Genomic DNA, 21,723 nt, shown 5'->3' with positions numbered 1-21,723 from the left:
TCGCCTATTTATGGGGAATAATCACACGACATAGGCTCAGCCTTGCCTAAAAACCAAACAGTCAGCTGCAAAATCAATCACGAAAGGTCAACACGCTCTGGTTTGTATAGCCAAAACCAATAAATAATTGCGGCTATTAACAGTGCACCACCTATATTAATCATCAACATAATGTACTCCTTAGCTTAAATTACGATTTATTTGGTTTGAAAAAACGTAAGCGATTAGCGTTACTTACCACTGTAAGCGATGAAAGTGCCATAGCTGCGCCGGCAACAACAGGGTTAAGTAGTATGCCAAAAAATGGATACAACACACCGGCTGCAATCGGAATACCCGCCACGTTATAAATAAAGGCACCAAATAGGTTTTGTTTAATATTTGAAATAGTTGCATTACTCACTGCAATTGCATCAGCAAGGCCATGCAGCGATCCGCGCATTAAGGTAATGTCTGCACTTTCTATTGCAACATCGGTACCTGTGCCAATTGCAAACCCTACATCGGCTTGCGCAAGTGCGGGAGCATCGTTAATCCCGTCACCGGTCATACCGACTATTTCACCATGTGCTTGGCGTTTTGTTACTTCGTTTACTTTGTCATCGGGCATTACTTCTGCAATAAAGTCATCAATACCAACTTGCTTAGCAACGGCTTGTGCAGTGGCTTTGTTGTCACCTGTTAGCATAACTAGGTGAATACCTTTATTTTGCAGGCGTTTAATAGCGTCAACTGAATCCTCTTTAATAGGATCTGCTACTGCAATAATAGCGTGAAGCTTATTATTACTTGCAAAATACATGGGCGTTTTAGCATCACTGGCAAGTGTTTGAGCTTGCTCGGTTGCATCATCAACGGCTACATTGTATTTATCCATTAGCGCTTTATTACCAAACAACAATGTTTGCCCGTCAACACTGCCGGCTACACCTTTACCTGTAATTGCGTTAAAGTCAGCTACTTTACTTAAAGCTAAGCCCTGCTTTTTAGCGTGTGCCGTAATTGCCTCTGCCAGTGGATGCTCTGAGCTACTTTCAAGGCTTGCAACAAGTTGCATTACTGTATTTTCATCACTGTTGTTAAAGGTAACTACATCGGTAACTTGCGGTGTGCCTTGAGTAATAGTGCCTGTTTTATCTAAAATCATGGTGGTGATTTTAGATGTTGTTTGCAGCGACTCACCATTTCGAATTAATATTCCTGACTCAGCGGCTTTACCAATACCCACCATAACCGACATAGGGGTTGCGAGTCCTAGCGCACAAGGACAAGCAATAATAAGTACCGTAGTTACCGCAACAACGGCATAAGCAATTGATGGCTCAGGTCCAAAGTTTAACCATGCAAGGCCCGCAAGTACTGCAATAATCATAACTGTTGGGACAAATATGCCTGATATAACATCGGCTAAGCGCCCTATTGATGGCTTAGAGTTTTGTGCACGCTTTACCATATTGATAATATTAGCAAGTGTGGTTTCGCTACCAATGTGCGTGGCTTTAAATAATAAAGTACCACTTTTATTAATACTTCCGGCAACGACTTTGTCGCCCGTTTTTTTGCGGGCAGCCATTGGCTCACCAGTAAGCATTGACTCATCAACCGTACTGCTGCCTTCAATAACATCGCCATCAACAGGGATTTTTTCACCAGGGCGTACGCGTACTTCATCATTTTTTACAACATCACTAATGTCGATGTCTTGCTCTTCGCCACCACGAATTACGCGTGCCGTTTTTGGTTGCAGGCCAATTAAGCGTTTAATTGCTTGTGAGGTGCGCCCACGTGCTTTTACTTCAAAAGCGAGCCCTAAACTAATTAAACCGATGATCATCGATGATGCTTCAAAATATACGTGTCTTGCGACTTGTGGTAATAAGTTTGGTGCTATTACTACGAACATTGAATACAACCACGCAGTACCTGTACCAAGTGCTATTAATGTATCCATATTCGCAGCATGGTTTTTAAATGCCTGCCATGCGCCGTTGTAAAATTGCTTACCTGATATAGCCATAATCACAAGCGTGACGATACCCACTAAAAACCAAGCTATTCTTTGTGTGTCCGTGGTCACACTCATGTCAAAAATAAGCCCGTATATCATTAACGGCGCACCGACCCCTAGCGCTAATATCATATTACGCATTAGCTTTTTGTAATGTGCCGCGTCCGACTTTGCTTTTTCATCAAGTGCATCTTGATCGGACTCATTACTCATTGGCTTAGCTGAGTAACCAATATTTTTAACTGCGTTAATAAGGGTGGTTTCGTCGGCTTTACCTTCTACACGTACAGTGCGCTCTGCAAAGTTCATTTCTACATTTTGTGCACCTTGTACACTATTGAGAGCTTTTTCAATTTTGGCCACACAACTGCCGCAATTAGCGCCTTCAATAATAAAGTTTTGCGCGGTGTCTTTTGTATTAATCGTCATTACGCTGCTCCTTATTTACGGAATCGTTTATTGGATCAACAAACGATTCTATTAAACTACACACGTCACTGGCATTTGCACCATCGACTGATGTCTCCCATTGCGTTATGGCTGCATGCATTCGGTTTCGTAGTTTTAGTGTTTCTTGAAACAGTACTTCGGTTTCTTCTAAGCGTTTAGCTATGAGTTTACGTGTTAATGGGCATGGGCAATTCCCCTGCTCTGACTCATCTACAATTTGCTGAATATCTTTGAGTGAAAAACCAAGTTGGCGGGCGCTAATAATAAACTTTAAACGTTGCTGGTCTTGCTTTGTATATTCTTGATAACTGTTTTCTGCACTGCGTACAGGATTCAATAACCCTACACGTGTGTAATGACGAACAGTGTCTGCAGTCACGTTCATTAATTTGGCGAGTTGTTTAACATACATAATTTAGCTCCATCGTTTTTCAATAGCTCCATAATAAACCTAGGTGTAACACACAGGTCAATGGCTATTTTTAAACTAGATAAATAATGGCATAAACATAATCTGGGGGCTAAAAAGCTAGTTTGATTGGTTACGACTTTGTTGAAGTTCTTCGCCTAGTTGCTGTGCTAAAGCTTGGATTTTAGGCATTGCACCTTGCACTAAATTTTGTGACATTTGCATAGACTCTTGCATTACCACTGGCATTTTAGCAAGAATAGCTTGCCCAGTTTTAGTTTTGTAAAATGCGAGCATGTCGCTAATTTCTTCTTCATTAAAATGCTTATCGTAAACATTAACCATTGTTGGCTGCATTTTAGCCCAGCTCATTTCTGTTTTTAATACATCGGTCATATCGCTATAGTACTTATCAAAAATAGCTTGCTCAGACGGTTTGACACCCATCTGATCAGACATACCTTTCATCATGCCTTCTATTTGAGCATACATAGAGTCAACCATAGAATCCATGTTCATTACATTAATCAGTTCATCTATTTTCTGCTGTTTTGGTGTTTGTGCTGCATATAAGCTGCTTGAAAAAATAAATAATGAAAGAAGTAGTACCTTACCCATAATAATATCCTTTTGTGCTTTTAAGGCCTTAATACTCACATGATTTAATACTGTTGTAAATGGGAGCAAATAGCAAAAACCCGAATAAATTAACGTTATTCGGGTTTAAAAACAAGCAGTGATAGGAGTTAGCTATCTTCAATATTATCGAGGCCTTTGGTGCCCTCTTTAGCCTTAAGTTTATGATGTATTGCAGACTTAATTAACATATAGCCGCTAATTGGCGCTGTGATTAATAAAAAAATCGTAATGAGTATTTCTTTAACACTAAGACCAGTTTTTGTATTAGCAAAAAATACCATAGCGGCAATTAAGATACTCGCCATCCCTAACGTTGTTGCTTTTGTTGGGCCATGTAAACGCATAAAAAAGTCTGGCAATTTAATTAACCCGATAGAGCCAATTAAAATAAACGTTCCGCCAAACAATAATAAAATTGATACAACCCATTCACTAATCATCTTTTCACCTTATTCGATTATATCGCCACGTAGTAAATACTTACATACTGCTACCGTACTAATAAAGCCAAGCATAGCTATTAGCAAGGCTGCTTCAAAGTAAAGTCCGGTTCCCATGCTGATGCTATACAAAATAATTAAAGCAATAACGTTAATATACATAGTATCGAGCGCTAAAACACGATCGGGTACTGATGGGCCTATAATAAGTCGCCATAAATTAAGTAGTAACGACAATCCAATCATTGAAAAAACAATGAGTAATACGATATCTAACATTTAAATATCTCCTTTAATGGAGCTTCGTAGCGCTGTTTTATTTGCTTTATAAGTGCTTCTTCGTCTTTTAGATCAAGTACATGTATCAGTAAAAAACGCTGTGTTGTCTCATCACCTTCAGCTAGCGCTTCATTAATAGGGTAGACCTCAGCGCTCACCGTACCTGGCGTTAACGACACACAGCTTGCCAATATAGTAATTGGCATGTCATGGGTTAAATCTATAGGTACTTTTATAAACGCTGGACGTAACTTTCTAGATGGCCCTAGTATAAGCAAGGACACTTGTAAGTTTGCAACAATAATATCGTAAAGCACAATGAGTAATTGTTTAAACGCTAAGCTTGGTTTTAAAATAAGTGGTTGCGGATCTCGAAATGAAAAACTGAGTAAAGGAATAGATATTGCAAAAAACGTTGCTAATACCAAGTGCCCAGCCGACACGCTATTATTTAATAGCAGCCACACTATAAATAAAAACAAACTACGAAATGGCGTTGGTAGCCAGCGAAAACGAGCTTGTAATCTCATCACATGCCTCCTTTAAGTACTGCATTAATACCGCCATTTATGTCATGTAACTGAGTCGCAGCAGCCATCATATATTCGCTAATTGGTCCGCCAAAAATAACCATTAATGGAGAGCATGCTAATAAACCTATAATTACGATTACTTGCAGTGAACGAGCATTTTTATATTCAGCACTTTCACTGCGTTTATCTTTACACTCCCAAAATAAGCTAGTGCCTGCTCGAGAAAGTGCTATTAATAGTGCAAAGCTAGTTACTAGATATACAGGCCAAAACAAAAGGGCTTGTTCACTGTTTAATGTTGCTTTAAGTATCCAAATTTTACCCACAAATCCCGATAAAGGTGGCATACCAACGACGGTTAACGCAGCAATAATAAAGCATACGCCTAATAAAAAAGGCTGTTTAACTGAACGCCCTGCTACAAGCCTATCGGCTACTTTACCTCGTTGTGTGGCAATTAAATCAGCAAGTAAAAATAGCGCTGCACATACAAGTGTTGAATGCACTAAATAATACAGAAGCGCAGCGGTGGCATTTACATTTTGCAGTGCAACGAGTGCAACGAGTGTTCCTACCGACACCAATACTAGGTTAGCAGTTAATTTTCGTAAGTCTTGCGATGCTATAACACCAATTGCACCCACTATAATAGTTGCAATTGCTAAACCCCAAAGCCAAGGTTGCGCAACATGCTCAAGTGCACCAGCTTGTTCGCCAAATACAACCGTGTATACACGTAACATAGCGTAAACACCTACTTTGGTCATAATAGCAAATAGAGCAGCAACTACGGGCTTAGCACTTGCGTATGTATTTGGAAGCCATAAATGCAGCGGTAACAGCGCCCCTTTTAAGGCAAATACAACCAGTAGTAATAAACCACCGGCTTTTGCTAGGTATACATCGTCACCAGTAAGAAGCGAAACTTTATGAGCCATATCTGCAATATTAAGCGTACCTAATACACCATACAAAATCCCTAAACCAATTAAAAATACGCTTGAACCAACTAAGTTTAATATTACATACTGCAGCGCAGCACGTGTATTTTGTTTATCTCCCGCATGCATAAGTAATGCATATGAAGCAATAAGCAGTACTTCAAAAAATACAAATAAATTAAACAAATCACCCGTTAAAAATGCACCATTCACACCTAAGACTAGAAAGTGGACAAGCGGATGAAAAAAGCTACCTTTTTCGTCATCGCCAGCACTGCCATATAAAATAGCGCCCAGCCCTAAAAAGGAAGTTAGCGCGACCAACAAAGTAGATAGCATATCGGCTACTAACACAATGCCAAATGGTGCAGACCAATTGCCAATCGCGTAAACATTAATACCCGTGTGATGAACATGCATTAATAGCAGCGCACTCACAACAAAAGTAATAATTGCCATTACACTTGAGACAATACGACGGATTTTAACGCTTTTACCACATGGCGGAAGCAGTAAAATAACCGCCGTTAGCATGGGGAGTAAAATAGGCAAAGAAGCTAAATGTTGAATCATTTTTGCTCCTTACTGTCAGTAGATGCATTAGGCACGTAACCATCAACATGGTCGCTACCTAAGTCGGCGCGCCCACGTATTGCCAAAATAACCACAAATGCAGTCATCGCAAAACCAATTACAATAGCAGTAAGCACTAATGCTTGTGGTAACGGATCGGCATATTCTGCGCCTGTACCAAGTACTACCGCTTTATTAATAGTAAGACGCCCTGCTGAAAACAAAAACAAGTTCACAGCATATGAAATCATAGTAAGCCCAAGTACAACAGGGAACGTACGAGCTCTTAGCAGTAAAAATATACCGCAACTGACTAATACTCCAACGCAAGATGCGTACAATAATTCCATTAAATATTTACCTCTTTTTTCTGGGTATCTGCCGTCATATTACCTAAGCTTGCTAAAATCATTAGCGTAGCGCCAACAACAGTGAGGTATACACCTAAATCAAACACAATTGCACTGGCAAGCTCTGTTTTACCGATAAATGGAATATCAAAGTAATCAAACCACGTCGTTAAAAATGGCTTATCGAAGAACCAGCTACCTACACCGGTAAATAGTGCAATACCAATACCTGAAGCTATAATTTTACGGTAATTAACATCAAAGCGTTCATTTATCCATGAAGTACCATGCGCCATGTATTGTAAAATAAACGCGATAGATGTTACTAACCCAGCAATAAATCCACCACCTGGTAAGTTATGACCGCGTAAGAAAATATACGCAGAGACTAATAACGCAAGTGGTAGTAAGCTTTGTGAAATACTCGCCAGCAATATTGGATGACGCTCTCGTGCCCATGGGCGGCCTTCGCCGTCACTGGCTGGCATAAATAATGGAATTCTAGAGAGTACTTTAAATATACCTAAAGCAGCGATACCCAATACCGTAATTTCACCAAGTGTATCAAAGCCCCTAAAATCGACCAAAATAACGTTAACCACGTTGGTACCCCCACCACCTATTTTTGCATTAGCGATAAAGAAGTCGGAGATTGAATCTAATGGACGAGTAAGTAGCGCATAACAAATGCTCGCAATAACGACCCCCAGTGTAGAGGCTATTGCTAGGTCTCGTAGAATTCGTAATGAACTCGATTCTTTGGGCGTATACTGCGGTAAGAAAAACAACGCCAGCATAAGCAAAATAATAGTCACAACCTCAACTGTTAGTTGGGTAAGCGCTAAATCAGGTGCCGAAAAACGTGTAAATAAAACCGACACCATTAGCCCCACAATGGATAGCATTAACAACGATACCATTCGAGAACGGTGCCAAAGAACTGTAGCGAGGGCACCAATAATCAACAAGCCTGCACCAATCGCATTGTGCACATCAACAGGAGTACGCGGCATACTACCGGCCAATTGCTGCATTTCAAATAATGGCCAACCTGCACACAATAATACGACAACTAACATAATTACAAGGTAGCGCTGCAATGAGCCATTTTCTGTGCTATTTATTTTTGACTGACACCAAGCAATGACGGTTAAGATCACCCGCTCATATGTTTTCTTAGCATTAAGAGGGGGTAACGATGCTTGAAATTGGTATAGGTATTTACGATTAATGTAAATAAACAAACCACCAACAATAGCCATTGCACTCATCAACAGTGGTAAATTAAATCCATGCCAAATAGCCAATTCATAAACAGGCATTTCTTTGCCAAGTACAGCTAAAGACGCAGCCGATAAAATGCCGTCAATGGTGAAGTGTGGAAACATGCCTACCAATAAACAAATCACAACTAATATTTCTATTGGTACACGCATATAACGCGGTGGTTCGTGTGGTGTACGAGGTAAATCAATCGGTTCACCATTAAAAAATACATCATGAATAAAGCGTGCTGAATACGCAACTGCTAATGCACCTGCAACCGTTGCCAGTACTGGGATCAACCACGACATAGAGCCGAGTACTTGTTGGTGCAAGGTTTCTGCAAAGAACATTTCTTTAGATAAAAAGCCATTTAACAGCGGTACACCGGCCATTGCAGCTGCAGCAACCATGGCGAGAGTTGCTGTGTAAGGTAAGTATCGCCACATCCCATTGAGCTTACGCATATCACGCGTGCCTGTTTCATGGTCTATAATACCCGTTGCCATAAAGAGTGAGGCTTTAAATGTTGCGTGGTTTATTATGTGAAAAATGGCTGCAACGGTCGCAAGCTCAGTATCAAGACCTAACAACAGCGTTATTAAACCTAAATGACTTATTGTTGAATACGCCAACAACCCTTTTAAGTCATGTTTAAAGAGCGCAATATAAGCACCAAATAACAACGTAGCTAAACCCGTTAATCCCACTAGGATAAACCACGTCTCGGTACCCGCTAAAGCAGGATAAAAACGCGCCAATAAAAATATACCGGCTTTTACCATAGTCGCAGAATGCAAATACGCACTTACTGGCGTAGGTGCAGCCATTGCATGTGGTAACCAAAAATGAAACGGAAATTGTGCCGATTTAGTAAACGCACCTAATAGCACTAATACCAATGCTAGCTCGTATAACTCATGCGATTGAATGATCGCCTTACTTGCTAAAATAACATCAAGGTCGTAACTGCCAACAATATCACCGAGTAACATTAACCCAGCAAGTAACGCTAAACCGCCCGCACCTGTAACAGCCAGTGCCATACGCGCGCCTTTGCGAGCTTCTGATTTATGCCACCAAAAACTAATCAACAAGAATGAACTAATACTGGTTAATTCCCAAAATAACCAAAGTTGAATAACATTATTTGACATCACAATGCCAAGCATTGCGGTCATAAACAGCATTAAATAACTGTATAGTTTGGCCATGGAGTCATTAGCGCTGAGGTAGTAACGAGTGTATAAAATAACAAGCAAGCCTATGCCTAAAATCATGAACATAAACAATAAACTGAGGCCGTCTAATCGTAGCGATAAATCCAGCCCGATTGAAGGGATCCAAGCCAAAGAATAACGAATAGTTTCGCCCGCTAAAACTGCAGGTGCATGGTATAGAGTAATCCCCAAAGCAGTTAAAGGCGCAAGAGCCGTTAAGCTAGCGCTTTGATTGCGAGAGAGCTTACCTGTGCATGCAGAAATAACACTGCCAATTAAGGATAACAAGGGTATCCAGAGCAAAGTCATAATATAGGGCCTTTTATAATCATAAATTTATCAGGACGTCACCCATTTAGAACTAAGTGATGCTTTTACTGCCTGTTTTTTAACGACATTAATAGTTATAGTTATACTGAAAAACACTTATTTTGTCTATAAAAAGCCGGTCTATGTGGATGTTTTTCAAGCAAGAATCAACAATTTTTAAAGCATAAAAAAACCGTAAACTAATATTAAAAATTGTTAATTCAATATAGCCCTGTTTGCTGGTGTAAGCGTATCAAAGTAACGAGAGATATGACCATTGGTCATATCTAGATGTTTTAACCAAAGTGTCCTGTATTGCGCTGAGAGTCCTAATTGTTGATACTGCATAATAGACCATTTTTCACTTGGTTTATAAGCTACACCATAGTATTGACAACTTTGGCTTTTATGCCAACCTCTTGGAGGCATTTCACCATGAGAAATAAATAAGTTAGGCGCAACCAATCCACTTTTTTTACACAACCATGCTTGTTTCGATAGTGGTAAAACATATTCGTCTTCAAATCCACTGAAATGCATTAGCTCATGCAAAAACACCGTATAATTTGCTTGAGAGCTCAAATGCATTATTTCATTTCTAACATTAGCGCTACCGTATTTTGGCATCATTATTATAAAATCGAAGTTATCAGGAAGGTGCTTTTTTAGTAATGATGAAGGCCAGTTGCACTGCGCCATTTTAGTGGCTTCATTATTACAATCAATAGCCCCTGCAACATACATAGGCTTAGAAAAACAAAAGACATTCTTAGCGGGCTCTGGTTGCTTATCAAAAATGTTTACCAATTCAGCCAGTTTATAAAGACCGCTGCGATGATCGCTCATCATTAAAACGTTAAATCTACATTGAGGATCTGGTTCAACATTCGGATTGACTGATAAAAAACCAAGCCTTTGTAAAAATAGCGTAGGTATAACGCGATAAGACTTACCTATTTCTAAGTTTAAATGACTTAAAACATCACTGCGTAGAAGGCGATTGTTATTAGCTAATAATTTCAGATCACCCCAACGCGATTGCTCAAGTAACTGCTCAGCTAATTCTATTTTTTGCTGAGAAGTTAAACTGCCTAAACTAGGCAGCCAGAATAGCTTAGCGGTTTCGCTTTGCCCCCTGCCTAATAAAGTTAATGAATATTCGTATTGTGCTAAAGGAATTTTGTTCCGCGCTAGCAAAGCTAATGTGCTCTGCGGGAGTTGTTTTAAATGCGTCGAAAAATAACGGGGAAATAACCAAAAGCTTGCAATGGGATTGGCTTTTGCATTTAAAACCTGCCAAAAGCCAATTTCATTAGATCTATTACTCGATGCTGTTATGAGTAAACTACAGAGTAATATGCCAACTAACTTTAAAATATTAACCGGCGTTTTCATCTGTCATTAGTTCAAGCTCTAAACGCGCATATTTGTATTCAATAAATTCATGCACGTTAGTTGCAAGAGCTAATTTAAAGTAATCAGCTGCTAGATAATTATTACCCGCTGCTTGATGTAATTTAGCTAAGTAAAAATAAGCCTCGCATAAACGCTGCGCATATTCTTTCTCTGATTTAACACCATCGCTTATACCCGATAAAAACGTATTTTCACTCATATCTCCGACAAAAAGGGCGATTAACTGATATGCCCATTGTGACTCATCCAGCGCTTTTGCATTCGCTTTAAGCTCTACAAGTGCTTGCTCTTTATTATCTTGAGCCTGCGCTAAATAAAGCCATAACACACGATAAGGATCATTTGGAGAGCGCGCCAAAAATTCAATAAAGTCACTTTTAGCTATACTTGCACGATCGCCATAATAAAGCGCTATACCACGATTTAAATAAGCATACTCATGCCCTTCATCAAGCTCTAGGGCAGAATCGAAAAATTCATAAGCTTTTTCATATTGTTGCATTAACGTATGTTGAATACCTAAAAAATTATACACCTCAGCAAGATCGGGCTTAAGCTTTACTGCACGGTTAAAATCAATACGTGAAAGCGTAGTCATACCTAAGCTGTCAAATAATACGCCACGGTCGTAATACAGCTTTGCCTGTTGCTCAGGGCTTAAGTCTGCTCGATTAAGTAGTTCAGAATAACGTGCAATAGCTATTTCGCTTCTAAAGTCAGAAACTAAAGGTGCAGTAAAGGGCACATTAACAATCGGGGTTAGTTCTGATTCTGCAGTCGTTTGGCAAGCGCTTAAAGACAAAATAGCAAAAGATGCCAAAGCTAAATGTTTGAGTATCATTAAAATCCTTAATACCTAGATATATCGCGATAAATATAAGACAGACCTTATCTTATAAGGTTTCATTAAAGCATAAAAAAAGGGGCTAAACAGCCCCTTTTTTACTATCTAGCTAATATAACTAGATTGATAAGTTAGCAATTACGCGTCAGTTGCCGCGTCAGCTGCAGGTGCTGCTGATTCCATTGCTTCTTTAATACTTAGACGTACACGGCCTTGGCGATCTACTTCTAGTACTTTAACTTTAACTTCTTGACCCTCAGAAAGGTGATCAGCCACGTTATTAACGCGCTCAGTACTAATTTGAGAAATATGTACTAAACCATCTTTACCAGGAAGAATATTTACAAACGCACCGAAATCAACAATACGTACAACTTTACCTTCGTAGATAGTACCTACTTCTAGTTCAGCTGTTAATTGCTCAATACGGCTAATTGCATTAGCTGCACTTTCGCCATCTGTAGCGGCAATTTTAATTGTACCGTCGTCACCGATTTCAATCGTTGTACCTGTTTCTTCAGTAAGCTGACGAATAGTTGCGCCACCTTTACCAATAACTTCAGCGATTTTCTTCTGTGGGATTTTCATTGTGTAGATACGAGGAGCAAACATTGATAGCTCTTCAGAAGGAGCTGAAATCGCTTCGTCCATCACTTCTAAGATGTGTAAACGTGCAGCTTTTGCTTGTTTAAGCGCAATTTGCATGATTTCTTGAGTGATACCTTCGATTTTGATATCCATTTGAAGTGCAGTAATACCCGCAGCAGTACCCGCAACTTTAAAGTCCATGTCACCTAAGTGATCTTCATCACCTAAGATGTCAGAAAGAACAACGAATTTATCGTCTTCTTTAACTAGACCCATTGCGATACCCGCAACAGATGCTTTAATTGGTACACCCGCGTTCATAAGTGCTAGTGAAGTACCACACACAGACGCCATTGAAGAAGAACCGTTTGATTCAGTGATTTCAGATACTACACGGATTGAATATGGGAATTCAGTCAATGTTGGCATTACAGCAGCAATACCACGCTTAGCAAGGTTACCATGACCAATTTCACGACGCTTAGGAGAACCAACAAAACCCGTTTCACCTACACAGAATGGAGGGAAGTTGTAGTTAAGCATAAAGTGGTTTTTGTGAGTACCCGTTAAATCGTCGATTAACTGTGAATCACGTTCTGTACCAAGTGTCGCTGTTACTAACGCTTGAGTTTCGCCACGAGTAAAGATAGCAGAACCGTGAGTACGCGGTAATACGCCAGTCATTACATCTAGTGCACGAATCATATCTGGTTCACGACCATCGATACGTTTTTCGCCAGCAGCGATACGGCCACGAACGATTTTCTTCTCAAGTGAACCGAAGATTTTACCCACTTCTTGCTTGTCTAGAGACTCGCCTTCAGCAAGTTCAGCTGTTAATACAGCAACAACTTCGTCTTTCGCTTCGCTAAGTGCTTCTTTACGCGCTACTTTATCAGTGATTAAGTAAGCTGCGCCTACTTTATCAGCAGCAATTGCAGCAACTTTATCTTCTAGTGCAACGTTTTTAGCTGGTGCAGTCCAATCCCAAGTAGGCTTGCCTGCTTGCGCTTTAAATTCTTCGATTGCGGTGATGATCGATTGAGATTGCTCATGGCCATATACAACAGCGCCAAGCATTACGTCTTCTGCAAGTACGTTAGCTTCTGATTCAACCATAAGTACCGCTTTATCAGTACCCGCTACTACTAAATCAAGTTGGCTTTCTTCAAGCTCTTTAAGTGTAGGGTTAAGTACGTATTCGCCGTTGATGTAACCAACACGAGATGCACCAATTGGGCCACTGAACGGGATACCAGAGATAGCAAGTGCAGCTGAAGTACCAATCATCGCAACCATATCAGGTTGAATTTCAGGGTTTACAGATACAACTGTCGCGATAACTTGTACTTCGTTTACAAAACCGCTTGGGAAAAGTGGGCGAATTGGACGGTCAATTAGACGTGCAATAAGTGTTTCGCCATCGTTAGGACGACCTTCGCGCTTTAAGAAACCACCTGGGATACGACCAGCAGCGTACATACGCTCTTGGTAGTTAACTGTTAGTGGGAAAAAGTCTTGACCTGGTTGTGCTTCACGCTTACCAACAACAGTAACTAAAACTGAAGTATCGCCAATGCTAGCAAGTACAGCGCCGTCTGCTTGACGAGCGATTGCACCAGTTTCTAGCGTAACTGTATGTTGACCAAGTTGAAATTTTTTAATAATTGCTTGCACTTAAAATGTTCCTTAAATGTGTTCTTAAGTAAGTTGCCATCAAAGTACCAATTACAGTACTTAATTGTATTTATTTTAAAATCAATTAAGTACTACAATTGGCGATGACGTAAATAATCAAGCTAAACCTTTTTAGCTTGTGCCGTAGTATATACCAAAGCACCGTTAAAATGCGAGCTTAGCAATCAGATAAACACGACTCTAAACTTGTATTTAAAATCATTTTTGTTACTTTGAATAGTGGGGTTTTTATTTTGAAATTCAAGAAGTTTATACCAATTGGCATTAAATTATATTGTAGGTCTTTAGAAGAATTTTAGGCACAAAAAAAGGAGCTAAAAAGCTCCTTTTTCTGTAATCAAGTTCTTAGCGACGTAGGCCAAGCTCTTGGATTAATGCAGTATAACGCGTGATATTTTTACCTTTAAGGTAATCAAGCAGTTTACGGCGAGTACTTACTTTACGAAGCAGACCACGACGTGAGTGGAAGTCATGCTTGTGGTCAGCAAAGTGACCTTGAAGCTTGTTGATATCAAAAGTAAGTAAAGCTACTTGTACTTCAGGTGAACCAGTGTCGCCTTCAGCACGTGCAAATTTAGCAATGATATCGATTTTTTCTTGATTACTTAGTGACATAATAACTCCAAAAATTAAATTTAAAAGGTGTCTTAGCCGATCACTAATTCAGCCAAAACGATTAAGCGGGCGTATTCTACCAAGTATGGAGATAACTACAAGTTAATTATCCCACCGTATGGCTAATAGCCAGCTTTAAATAACAACATTAGCTATTCAGGTTTTACGTAATCATCTTGCTGACTGGCAAGTCCACGCTTCACTTTTAAGTGACCGTTAGCATTCGCTTCGCCTGTACCGATGAAAACACCATCAGCCAATACCTTAATTGAACCATCAGGTAACGTTATTGGTAATTCGACTGCTTGCCCGTGACTAAACACCGAGCCCTGCTCTTTCGTTATTTCAACCACAGGTAAATCAACTAAAGCGGTATCAATTGGTAGCAGCAATGGATCGATATAAGTAGAAGGTGCAATTTCTTCACTTTTTGCTTTTGCTAATAACGCTTCAACGTCATCGAGCGAAACCATTTTATCTGCAGGGTACTGACCAACCGCAGTTCTGTGAAGCATTATGACATGTGCGCCACAGCCTAGATTTTCACCTAAGTCATCAACAATAGTACGAATATAAGTCCCTTTTGATACATGGGCCGTCATTTGCAATACGTTGTTTTTTTCATCAAACTCGTCAAATGATAAACTAAACACATTTATCTTTCTGCATTTACGAGGTACTTCAATACCTTCACGTGCATACTTATATAACGGTCTGCCTTGATATTTAAGTGCCGAATACATAGATGGATACTGATCAGACTCGCCAACAAACGCAGCAATTTCTTTTGTTAGCTGTTCACGCGTTACATTAACGTCTTTGGTACTGACAATTTCACCATCAGAGTCTGATGTTGTTGTACGTTCACCTAACTTAGCGCGAACAACATAGGTTTTGTCAGTATCAAGTAAGAACTGCGTAAATTTAGTCGCCTCACCAAAACAAATCGGCAGCATGCCTGTTGCAAGCGGATCAAGTGCACCTGTATGGCCCGCTTTTTGTGCAAAATAAGCACCCTTTGCCTGTTGCAGTGCTTTATTTGATGAAATGCCTTGCGGTTTGTTTAACAACAAAATACCGTCTACTGCACGGCCTTTACTGCGCTTTGCCATCTGTATCAGTGCCTTTTTCGCTATCTGTTTCGTCTTCGTGTTCAATATTCTCTTCGCTATCTGACACATCAGCAGCATCAACACTTTCTACGTCTTCATCAACATGCTTTGCGTTATCTTCGCGGATAATAGAGTCCACCAAGTTAGAGATACGCATGCCTTCCATAAGTGAGTTATCAACTAAAAATTTTAACTCAGGCATTATACGTGCACGAATACGCTTACCCAGTAACGAGCGAATATAACCTGTTGCTTCATTAAGTACTTTTGCGCTTTGCTTTGCAGCATCTTCATCTTGTGTATTAAACACAGTAATAAAAATTTTGGCATAAGATAAATCGCGCGATACTTCTACCGCTGACACTGTCACCATACCTAGGCGTGGATCTTTAATTTCGCGTTGTAAAATTACAGCAATTTCTTTTTGGATTTGCTGTGCAACACGATCAGTGCGAGAAAATTCTCTCATTGCATTTGTCCTAAAATCATAACTTATTGAAATTTAATAATAAGCTAATTAAATAATGGATACACAAATGGGGGCTAAGCCCCCATTTATTAGTTTAGCGAGCTAACAATTAAAGAGTACGTTGTACTTCAACTGTTTCAAATACTTCGATTTGGTCACCAACACGTACGTCATTGTAGTTCTTAACACCGATACCACATTCCATGCCGTTACGAACTTCAGCAACATCGTCTTTAAAGCGACGAAGTGACTCAAGCTCACCTTCATAGATAACCACGTTTTCACGTAGTACACGGATAGGCGCGCTGCGTTTAATAACACCTTCAGTAACCATACAACCAGCGATTGCGCCAATTTTTGGAGACTTGAATACGTCACGAACTTGAGCAAGACCAATGATTTCTTGTTTAAACTCTGGCGCTAGCATACCTGACATGGCTTGTTTAACTTCGTCAATCAAGCTGTAGATTACGCTATAGTAACGTAAGTCTAAGTTTTCAGTCTCGATAACTTTACGAGCAGAAGCATCAGCACGAACGTTAAAGCCAACTACAATTGCGTTAGACGCTGCAGCTAGGGTTGCATCAGTCTCAGTAATACCACCAACACCTGAACCAACAATCTTCACTTTTACTTCATCAGTAGAAAGTTTAGTTAGTGAATCAGAGATTGCCTCGATAGAACCTTGAACGTCTGCTTTAAGTACCACGTTAACTTCAGACACATCGCCTTCAGTCATGTTAGTAAACATGTTTTCAAGCTTCGCTTTTTGCTGACGTGCTAGTTTAACATCGCGGAACTTACCTTGACGGTATAAAGCAACTTCACGCGCTTTACGCTCATCTTTAACAACAGTCGCTTCGTCGCCCGCAGCTGGAATACCAGAAAGACCTAAAATCTCAACTGGAATAGATGGACCAGCTGACTTAATGTCTTTACCGTTCTCATCGCGCATTGCACGAACACGGCCATACTCAAGACCACATAATACAATGTCACCTTGGTTAAGCGTACCAGATTGAACAAGTACTGATGCTACTGGACCACGGCCTTTATCAAGACGAGATTCAATAACAACACCTGCAGCCATACCTTCAGTAGGTGCAGTTAATTCTAAAAGCTCAGATTGCATAAGCACAGCTTCAAGAAGGTCATCAATACCTAAACCTGTTTTAGCTGAGATATGAACATACTGCGTATCGCCGCCCCACTCTTCTGGAATAACGTCAAGTACAGCTAGTTCGTTTTTAACGCGATCTGGATCTGCGCCTTCTTTATCCATTTTGTTTACAGCAATGATTAAAGGAACGCCAGCTGCACGTGCGTGCTGTACCGCTTCTTTAGTCTGTGGCATAACGCCATCATCTGCTGCAACCACTAGGATTACGATATCTGTCGCTTTAGCACCACGAGCACGCATTGATGTAAATGCAGCATGTCCTGGTGTATCTAAGAACGTGATCATATTGCCATTTACGTCAACATGGTATGCACCAATATGCTGTGTAATACCACCGGCTTCGCCTGAAGCAACCTTTGCAGAACGAATGTAATCAAGAGTCGATGTTTTACCATGGTCAACGTGACCCATAACAGTTACTACTGGCGCACGTGGCTCTGACTTACCATCTTCATGGCGGTCATTAAGTACTGTTTGCTCTAATTCGTTTTCTTTAACAATGATAACCTTGTGACCCATTTCTTCTGCAACTAGTTGTGCAGCTTCTTGGTCAATCACTTGGTTAATGGTAACCATGTCACCCATTTTCATCATTGTTTTAACAACTTCAGCGCCTTTAACTGCCATGCGTGATGCAAGCTCAGCTACTGTAATTGTTTCGCTAATACGCACTTCATTTTTAACATCAACAGTCGGTTTTTGGAAACCATGTTGCAGCGATGCTGGTGCTTTTAACTTAGACTTGTTACGGCCTCTTGACGCTGCAAACTTATCTTTTGCTGGCGCTTTTTTCTTTTTCTTAGCACGGCGTGTACCTTGCTCATCACGAGCATCGGCAACATCTTCTGCTTCACGTGCATAAGTAGAAGTCGTAAGATGGTGATCCGCTGTTTCTTCGCGTTTCTTACGTTCTTCTTCTTCTTTCTTCCAGCGTGCCGAGTTTTCTTCAGCTAGCTTTCTTGCTTCTTCTGCTTGACGTTTCGCTTCTTCTTCAGCTTTCTTCAATGCGGCCTCTTCTGCTTCTTTTTGCAGACGCTCAGCTTCTATGCGATCTTTCTCAGACTTAGCACTTTGCTCTGGGGTCATCTGCTTTTGTTTCGCTTTACGCTCTGCATCAGCTTTGCGTTTAGCTTCTTCTTTGGCTTTACGGTCAGCGTCTTCTTTTGCTTTGCGCTCTGCCTCTTGTTTCGCTTTTAATTCTGCGGCTTCTTGCTCAGCTTTTTGCTGCTCTTCAAGACGTACTTTTTCTTCAGCGGCTAAGCGTGCTTGCTCTTGTTCTTGTTCCATTGCGCTTTTTTTCACGTAAGTACGTGTTTTGCGAACTTCAACTTGAACAGCTTTAGCTTTACCCGTAGAGCCAGTCACACTTAATGTGCTCTTGCTCTTGCGTTGTAAAGTCATACGCGCTGGACCATCTGAACCAGTACCGCCATGGTGCTTGCTTAAATGATCAAGTAACGTTGCTTTTTCTGCTTCTGTTACATTGTCAGTTGCTTGCTTAGTGATACCTGCTTGTGAAAACTGCTGTAGCAATTTATCAACAGTTGTACCTATATCGCCGGCTAGTTTTTCAACATTTACTTCTGCCATAGTGTGTAATACCTCCGTTAATAAATTACTCGTCTGCAAACCAACAAATGTTTCGTGCAGCCATAATTAGTTCACCCGCTTTTTCAGATGAAAGTTCTGTAATATCGACGAGTTCATCAATACCTTGCTCTGCCAAGTCTTCAAGTGTAACAACACCTTTACTTGCCATAACAAAAGCCAGATGACGCTCTAAGCCTTCAAGCGCAAGTAAGTCTTCAGCTGGCTCTGCGCCTTCTAAACTTTCTTCCGTTTTAAGTGCTTTAGTTGTTAATGCATCTTTTGCGCGTGAACGCAGTAGATCAACTGTTTCTTCGTCCAGACCATCAATTTCTAAAAATTCAGAGGCTGGTACATACGCCACTTCTTCAAGTGTTGAGAAACCTTCATTAATAAGCAATGAAGCAAATTCATCATCAATTTCTAAATTTTCAGTGAATAAGTTAAGTAGCTTATCTGATTCAGCTTCATTTTTAGTACGCATGTCTTCAACAGTCATAACGTTTAGTTCCCAACCTGTTAGTTGGCTTGCTAAACGAACATTTTGACCATTACGACCAATCGCTTGCGCTAGGTTATCTGCATCAACTGCAATATCCATTGAGTGAGTGTCTTCATCCATTACGATTGAAGCAACTTCTGCAGGTGACATTGCATTGATAACAAACTGTGCTGGATTGTCGTCATAAAGAACGATATCAACACGCTCACCACCAAGTTCTGACGATACCGCCTGAACACGTGCGCCACGCATACCAACACATGCACCAATTGGGTCAATGCGTTTGTCATTAGATTTTACAGCTATTTTAGCGCGTGAACCTGGATCACGTGCTGCGGCACGTAATTCAATCATTTCTTCGCCAATTTCTGGCACCTCAATGCGGAATAATTCCATTAGCATTTCTGGCTTAGAACGCGTTACAAATAATTGTGCTCCGCGTGCTTCTGGCTTAACTTCGTATAAAAGACCACGGATTCGGTCACCCGGACGAAAGTTTTCACGAGGAAGCATATCATCACGAAAAATAACCGCTTCAGCATTATTGCCCAAGTCAAGTACGATAGAATCACGCGTTGCTTTTTTCACAACACCCGTGACTAACTCACCTACTTGGTCTTTGTATGCATCAACAACTAAAGCACGCTCAGCTTCACGTACTTTTTGTACGATCACTTGTTTTGCCATTTGCGTTGTAATACGGTCAAATTTAATTGAATCAATTTGCTCTTCAACGTAATCGCCAAGCTGCAAATCAGGTTCATCAACCTGCGCTGCTTCTAGTGTGATTTCGCTGTAAGGATTCTCTAATGAACCATCTTCTTGCACTGCTGCAATTTGCCAACGACGGAACGTATCGTAATCACCCGTTTTACGGTCAATTGCTACACGCACTTCAATTTCGCCATCGTGTTTTTTCTTTGTCGCTGTCGCTAATGCGAACTCTAGAGCTTCAAAAATCTTTTCTTTTGGAACCGCTTTCTCATTGGAAACGGCTTCAGCAACCAATAATATCTCTTTTGCCATGGGTAATGCCTCGCTTGCCCTATTCCTTCGCACTCGAATTTAAAACTTTGCGATTAAATTCGCACGTTCGATGTTACTAAGCATGATTAGATGCTCTGCACCATCACTAGATAGTGTGATCATATCGCTGCTAACTGCTACTAAGTCGCCTTTAAAATTACGACGACCATCTTGTGGAAGCTTAGTACGTACACGTACTTCCTCTCCTTGCGCCTGCTCGTAATGATCTTGTTTGAATAATAGACGATCAACACCAGGAGACGATACTTCCAAATCATATTCATTTGTAATCGGGTCTTCGACGTCTAAAATCGCACTAATTTGGCGACTCGCATCCGCACAGTTATCAACTGAGATCCCATCCTCATGAGCAATGTATACTCTCAAGGTAGAATGGCGACCCGCTTGTACAAATTCAAGACCATATAATCCAAAGCCTAACATTTCTACCGCAGGCGATAACATGGTTACTAAATCTTGTTCAAGTTTTGTCACGAAAATCCTCCATACAAACAAAAAAAGGGCTTATAGCCCTAAAATACTGAGTTTAAATTTTAATTTGATGAAAATAAACATCAAACCGAAAGGTGCAGATACAACAACGCCCCGAACCAAGCGGGGCGTCACACCAAAAAGCATAAAACTGTGTGGCCTAGGGCCGAGCTTGGCTGCGAGTCAGCTATCTGACCAAATTAAACTACACTAGCTTAAACGCAAAACGCGCATTACTTAGAATGCGCGACATAAATTAATAAGCTTTCGCTTATTATTAGAATTGGTTGCGGGAGCCGGATTTGAACCGACGACCTTCGGGTTATGAGCCCGACGAGCTACCAGACTGCTCCATCCCGCGCCAATAGATATTAAAATCTTAATTTAATATCGCTGTTAGCTTTTTAGAACAAGCTAAACAATGGCGGCTATTATAAGGATGCGTGGGGTAATTAGCAACTATAATCACTAATAACTTTACAAATTATCTAATTCAACATAGTTGTCAATTTAATGTGTATTTAATTAACACGCATAATTAGTGCCTGTTGATCTTTGGCGGTTGAATTTGCAGCAGTGTGTTTGGCTTTTAGGCAAGGCAGCGGCTATGGTAGGTGATTACTTTTCACAAAAAACTTAAGTCATTACCAAACTAGCCTGAACGCTGGTTAAGAGATTTTCAGTGAAAACAAGGCTAATTTACGCGTCTATAGCGGGCCCATTGCAAGTAAATTCAACGCAGTTAGCGCTGAAAATAGCTGCTCGAGATAAATTTATTTT

18 protein-coding genes, 1 tRNA gene and 1 pseudogene are annotated in these 21,723 nt (G+C 40.5%); all 20 read right to left on the bottom strand.

Features of this window, described 5'->3' with window-relative positions:
- Positions 1 to 92 precede the first annotated feature (92 nt).
- Positions 93 to 170 (bottom strand): annotated as a pseudogene (locus CWB66_RS23020) (cupredoxin domain-containing protein); the annotation flags it as partial.
- A 20-nt stretch (positions 171 to 190) separates the two neighbouring features.
- Positions 191 to 2,437, bottom strand: a complete 2,247-nt coding sequence (locus tag CWB66_RS04590) for a heavy metal translocating P-type ATPase (RefSeq protein WP_138584494.1) — start codon at positions 2,435 to 2,437, stop codon at positions 191 to 193.
- A complete protein-coding gene (locus tag CWB66_RS04585; protein ID WP_138584493.1) occupies positions 2,427 to 2,870 on the bottom strand; it encodes a MerR family transcriptional regulator in 444 nt (147 codons plus the stop codon). Before CWB66_RS04585 ends, CWB66_RS04590 begins: the two co-directional genes overlap by 11 nt.
- A gap of 117 nt (positions 2,871 to 2,987) precedes the next feature.
- Complete coding sequence (locus CWB66_RS04580) at positions 2,988 to 3,485, bottom strand: DUF2059 domain-containing protein (protein WP_138584492.1); 498 nt, start codon at positions 3,483 to 3,485, stop codon at positions 2,988 to 2,990.
- Between the two features lie 128 nt (positions 3,486 to 3,613).
- Complete coding sequence (locus tag CWB66_RS04575; RefSeq protein ID WP_138584491.1) at positions 3,614 to 3,946, bottom strand: Na+/H+ antiporter subunit G; 333 nt, start codon at positions 3,944 to 3,946, stop codon at positions 3,614 to 3,616.
- Between the two features lie 9 nt (positions 3,947 to 3,955).
- Positions 3,956 to 4,225 (bottom strand): K+/H+ antiporter subunit F, encoded by a 270-nt coding sequence (locus tag CWB66_RS04570; RefSeq protein ID WP_077538458.1) that lies wholly within the window; start codon positions 4,223 to 4,225, stop codon positions 3,956 to 3,958.
- A complete protein-coding gene (locus CWB66_RS04565) occupies positions 4,219 to 4,755 on the bottom strand; it encodes a Na+/H+ antiporter subunit E (protein WP_138584490.1) in 537 nt (178 codons plus the stop codon). The genes CWB66_RS04570 and CWB66_RS04565 overlap by 7 nt, the downstream gene beginning before the upstream one ends.
- Complete coding sequence (locus tag CWB66_RS04560) at positions 4,755 to 6,272, bottom strand: monovalent cation/H+ antiporter subunit D (RefSeq protein ID WP_138584489.1); 1,518 nt, start codon at positions 6,270 to 6,272, stop codon at positions 4,755 to 4,757. Before CWB66_RS04560 ends, CWB66_RS04565 begins: the two co-directional genes overlap by 1 nt.
- Positions 6,269 to 6,622: a Na+/H+ antiporter subunit C gene (locus CWB66_RS04555; RefSeq protein WP_077538464.1), complete on the bottom strand. Its 354-nt coding sequence runs from the start codon at positions 6,620 to 6,622 to the stop codon at positions 6,269 to 6,271. Before CWB66_RS04555 ends, CWB66_RS04560 begins: the two co-directional genes overlap by 4 nt.
- Positions 6,622 to 9,414 (bottom strand): monovalent cation/H+ antiporter subunit A, encoded by a 2,793-nt coding sequence (locus CWB66_RS04550; RefSeq protein ID WP_077538466.1) that lies wholly within the window; start codon positions 9,412 to 9,414, stop codon positions 6,622 to 6,624. The genes CWB66_RS04555 and CWB66_RS04550 overlap by 1 nt, the downstream gene beginning before the upstream one ends.
- Positions 9,415 to 9,630: 216 nt before the next feature.
- Positions 9,631 to 10,809 (bottom strand): hypothetical protein, encoded by a 1,179-nt coding sequence (locus tag CWB66_RS04545; RefSeq protein ID WP_138584488.1) that lies wholly within the window; start codon positions 10,807 to 10,809, stop codon positions 9,631 to 9,633.
- Positions 10,793 to 11,671 (bottom strand): lipoprotein NlpI, encoded by an 879-nt coding sequence (gene nlpI, locus CWB66_RS04540; RefSeq protein ID WP_138584487.1) that lies wholly within the window; start codon positions 11,669 to 11,671, stop codon positions 10,793 to 10,795. Before nlpI ends, CWB66_RS04545 begins: the two co-directional genes overlap by 17 nt.
- Positions 11,672 to 11,812: 141 nt before the next feature.
- Positions 11,813 to 13,939, bottom strand: coding sequence for a polyribonucleotide nucleotidyltransferase (gene pnp / locus CWB66_RS04535; RefSeq protein ID WP_138584486.1), 2,127 nt, complete (start codon positions 13,937 to 13,939; stop codon positions 11,813 to 11,815).
- A 366-nt stretch (positions 13,940 to 14,305) separates the two neighbouring features.
- Positions 14,306 to 14,575, bottom strand: a complete 270-nt coding sequence (gene rpsO / locus CWB66_RS04530) for a 30S ribosomal protein S15 (protein WP_024610129.1) — start codon at positions 14,573 to 14,575, stop codon at positions 14,306 to 14,308.
- A 152-nt stretch (positions 14,576 to 14,727) separates the two neighbouring features.
- Positions 14,728 to 15,687, bottom strand: a complete 960-nt coding sequence (gene truB, locus CWB66_RS04525) for a tRNA pseudouridine(55) synthase TruB (RefSeq protein ID WP_138584485.1) — start codon at positions 15,685 to 15,687, stop codon at positions 14,728 to 14,730.
- Complete coding sequence (gene rbfA / locus CWB66_RS04520) at positions 15,671 to 16,156, bottom strand: 30S ribosome-binding factor RbfA (protein ID WP_138584484.1); 486 nt, start codon at positions 16,154 to 16,156, stop codon at positions 15,671 to 15,673. The genes truB and rbfA overlap by 17 nt, the downstream gene beginning before the upstream one ends.
- Before the next feature lie 109 nt (positions 16,157 to 16,265).
- Entirely contained in the window at positions 16,266 to 18,926 is a 2,661-nt protein-coding gene (gene infB / locus CWB66_RS04515) for a translation initiation factor IF-2 (protein WP_077538478.1), read from the bottom strand.
- Positions 18,927 to 18,951: 25 nt separating this feature from the next.
- Positions 18,952 to 20,451 carry a transcription termination factor NusA gene (gene nusA, locus CWB66_RS04510; RefSeq protein WP_077538480.1) on the bottom strand — a complete coding sequence of 500 codons (1,500 nt, stop codon included), beginning with the start codon at positions 20,449 to 20,451 and terminating at the stop codon, positions 18,952 to 18,954.
- 39 nt (positions 20,452 to 20,490) lie between these two features.
- The gene (rimP, locus tag CWB66_RS04505; RefSeq protein WP_077538482.1) at positions 20,491 to 20,946 is read right to left on the bottom strand and encodes a ribosome maturation factor RimP; all 456 of its coding nucleotides are present in this window, start codon (positions 20,944 to 20,946) and stop codon (positions 20,491 to 20,493) included.
- 281 nt (positions 20,947 to 21,227) lie between these two features.
- Positions 21,228 to 21,304: transfer RNA gene (locus tag CWB66_RS04500), tRNA-Met, on the bottom strand.
- Positions 21,305 to 21,723 lie beyond the last annotated feature (419 nt).

Origin of the sequence: Pseudoalteromonas sp. S558 (assembly GCF_005886635.1) — a bacterium.
GTDB lineage: Bacteria > Pseudomonadota > Gammaproteobacteria > Enterobacterales > Alteromonadaceae > Pseudoalteromonas > Pseudoalteromonas aliena.
Note: the sequence above shows the minus strand (reverse complement) of the source record. Positions and strands in the feature narration are given on the sequence as shown.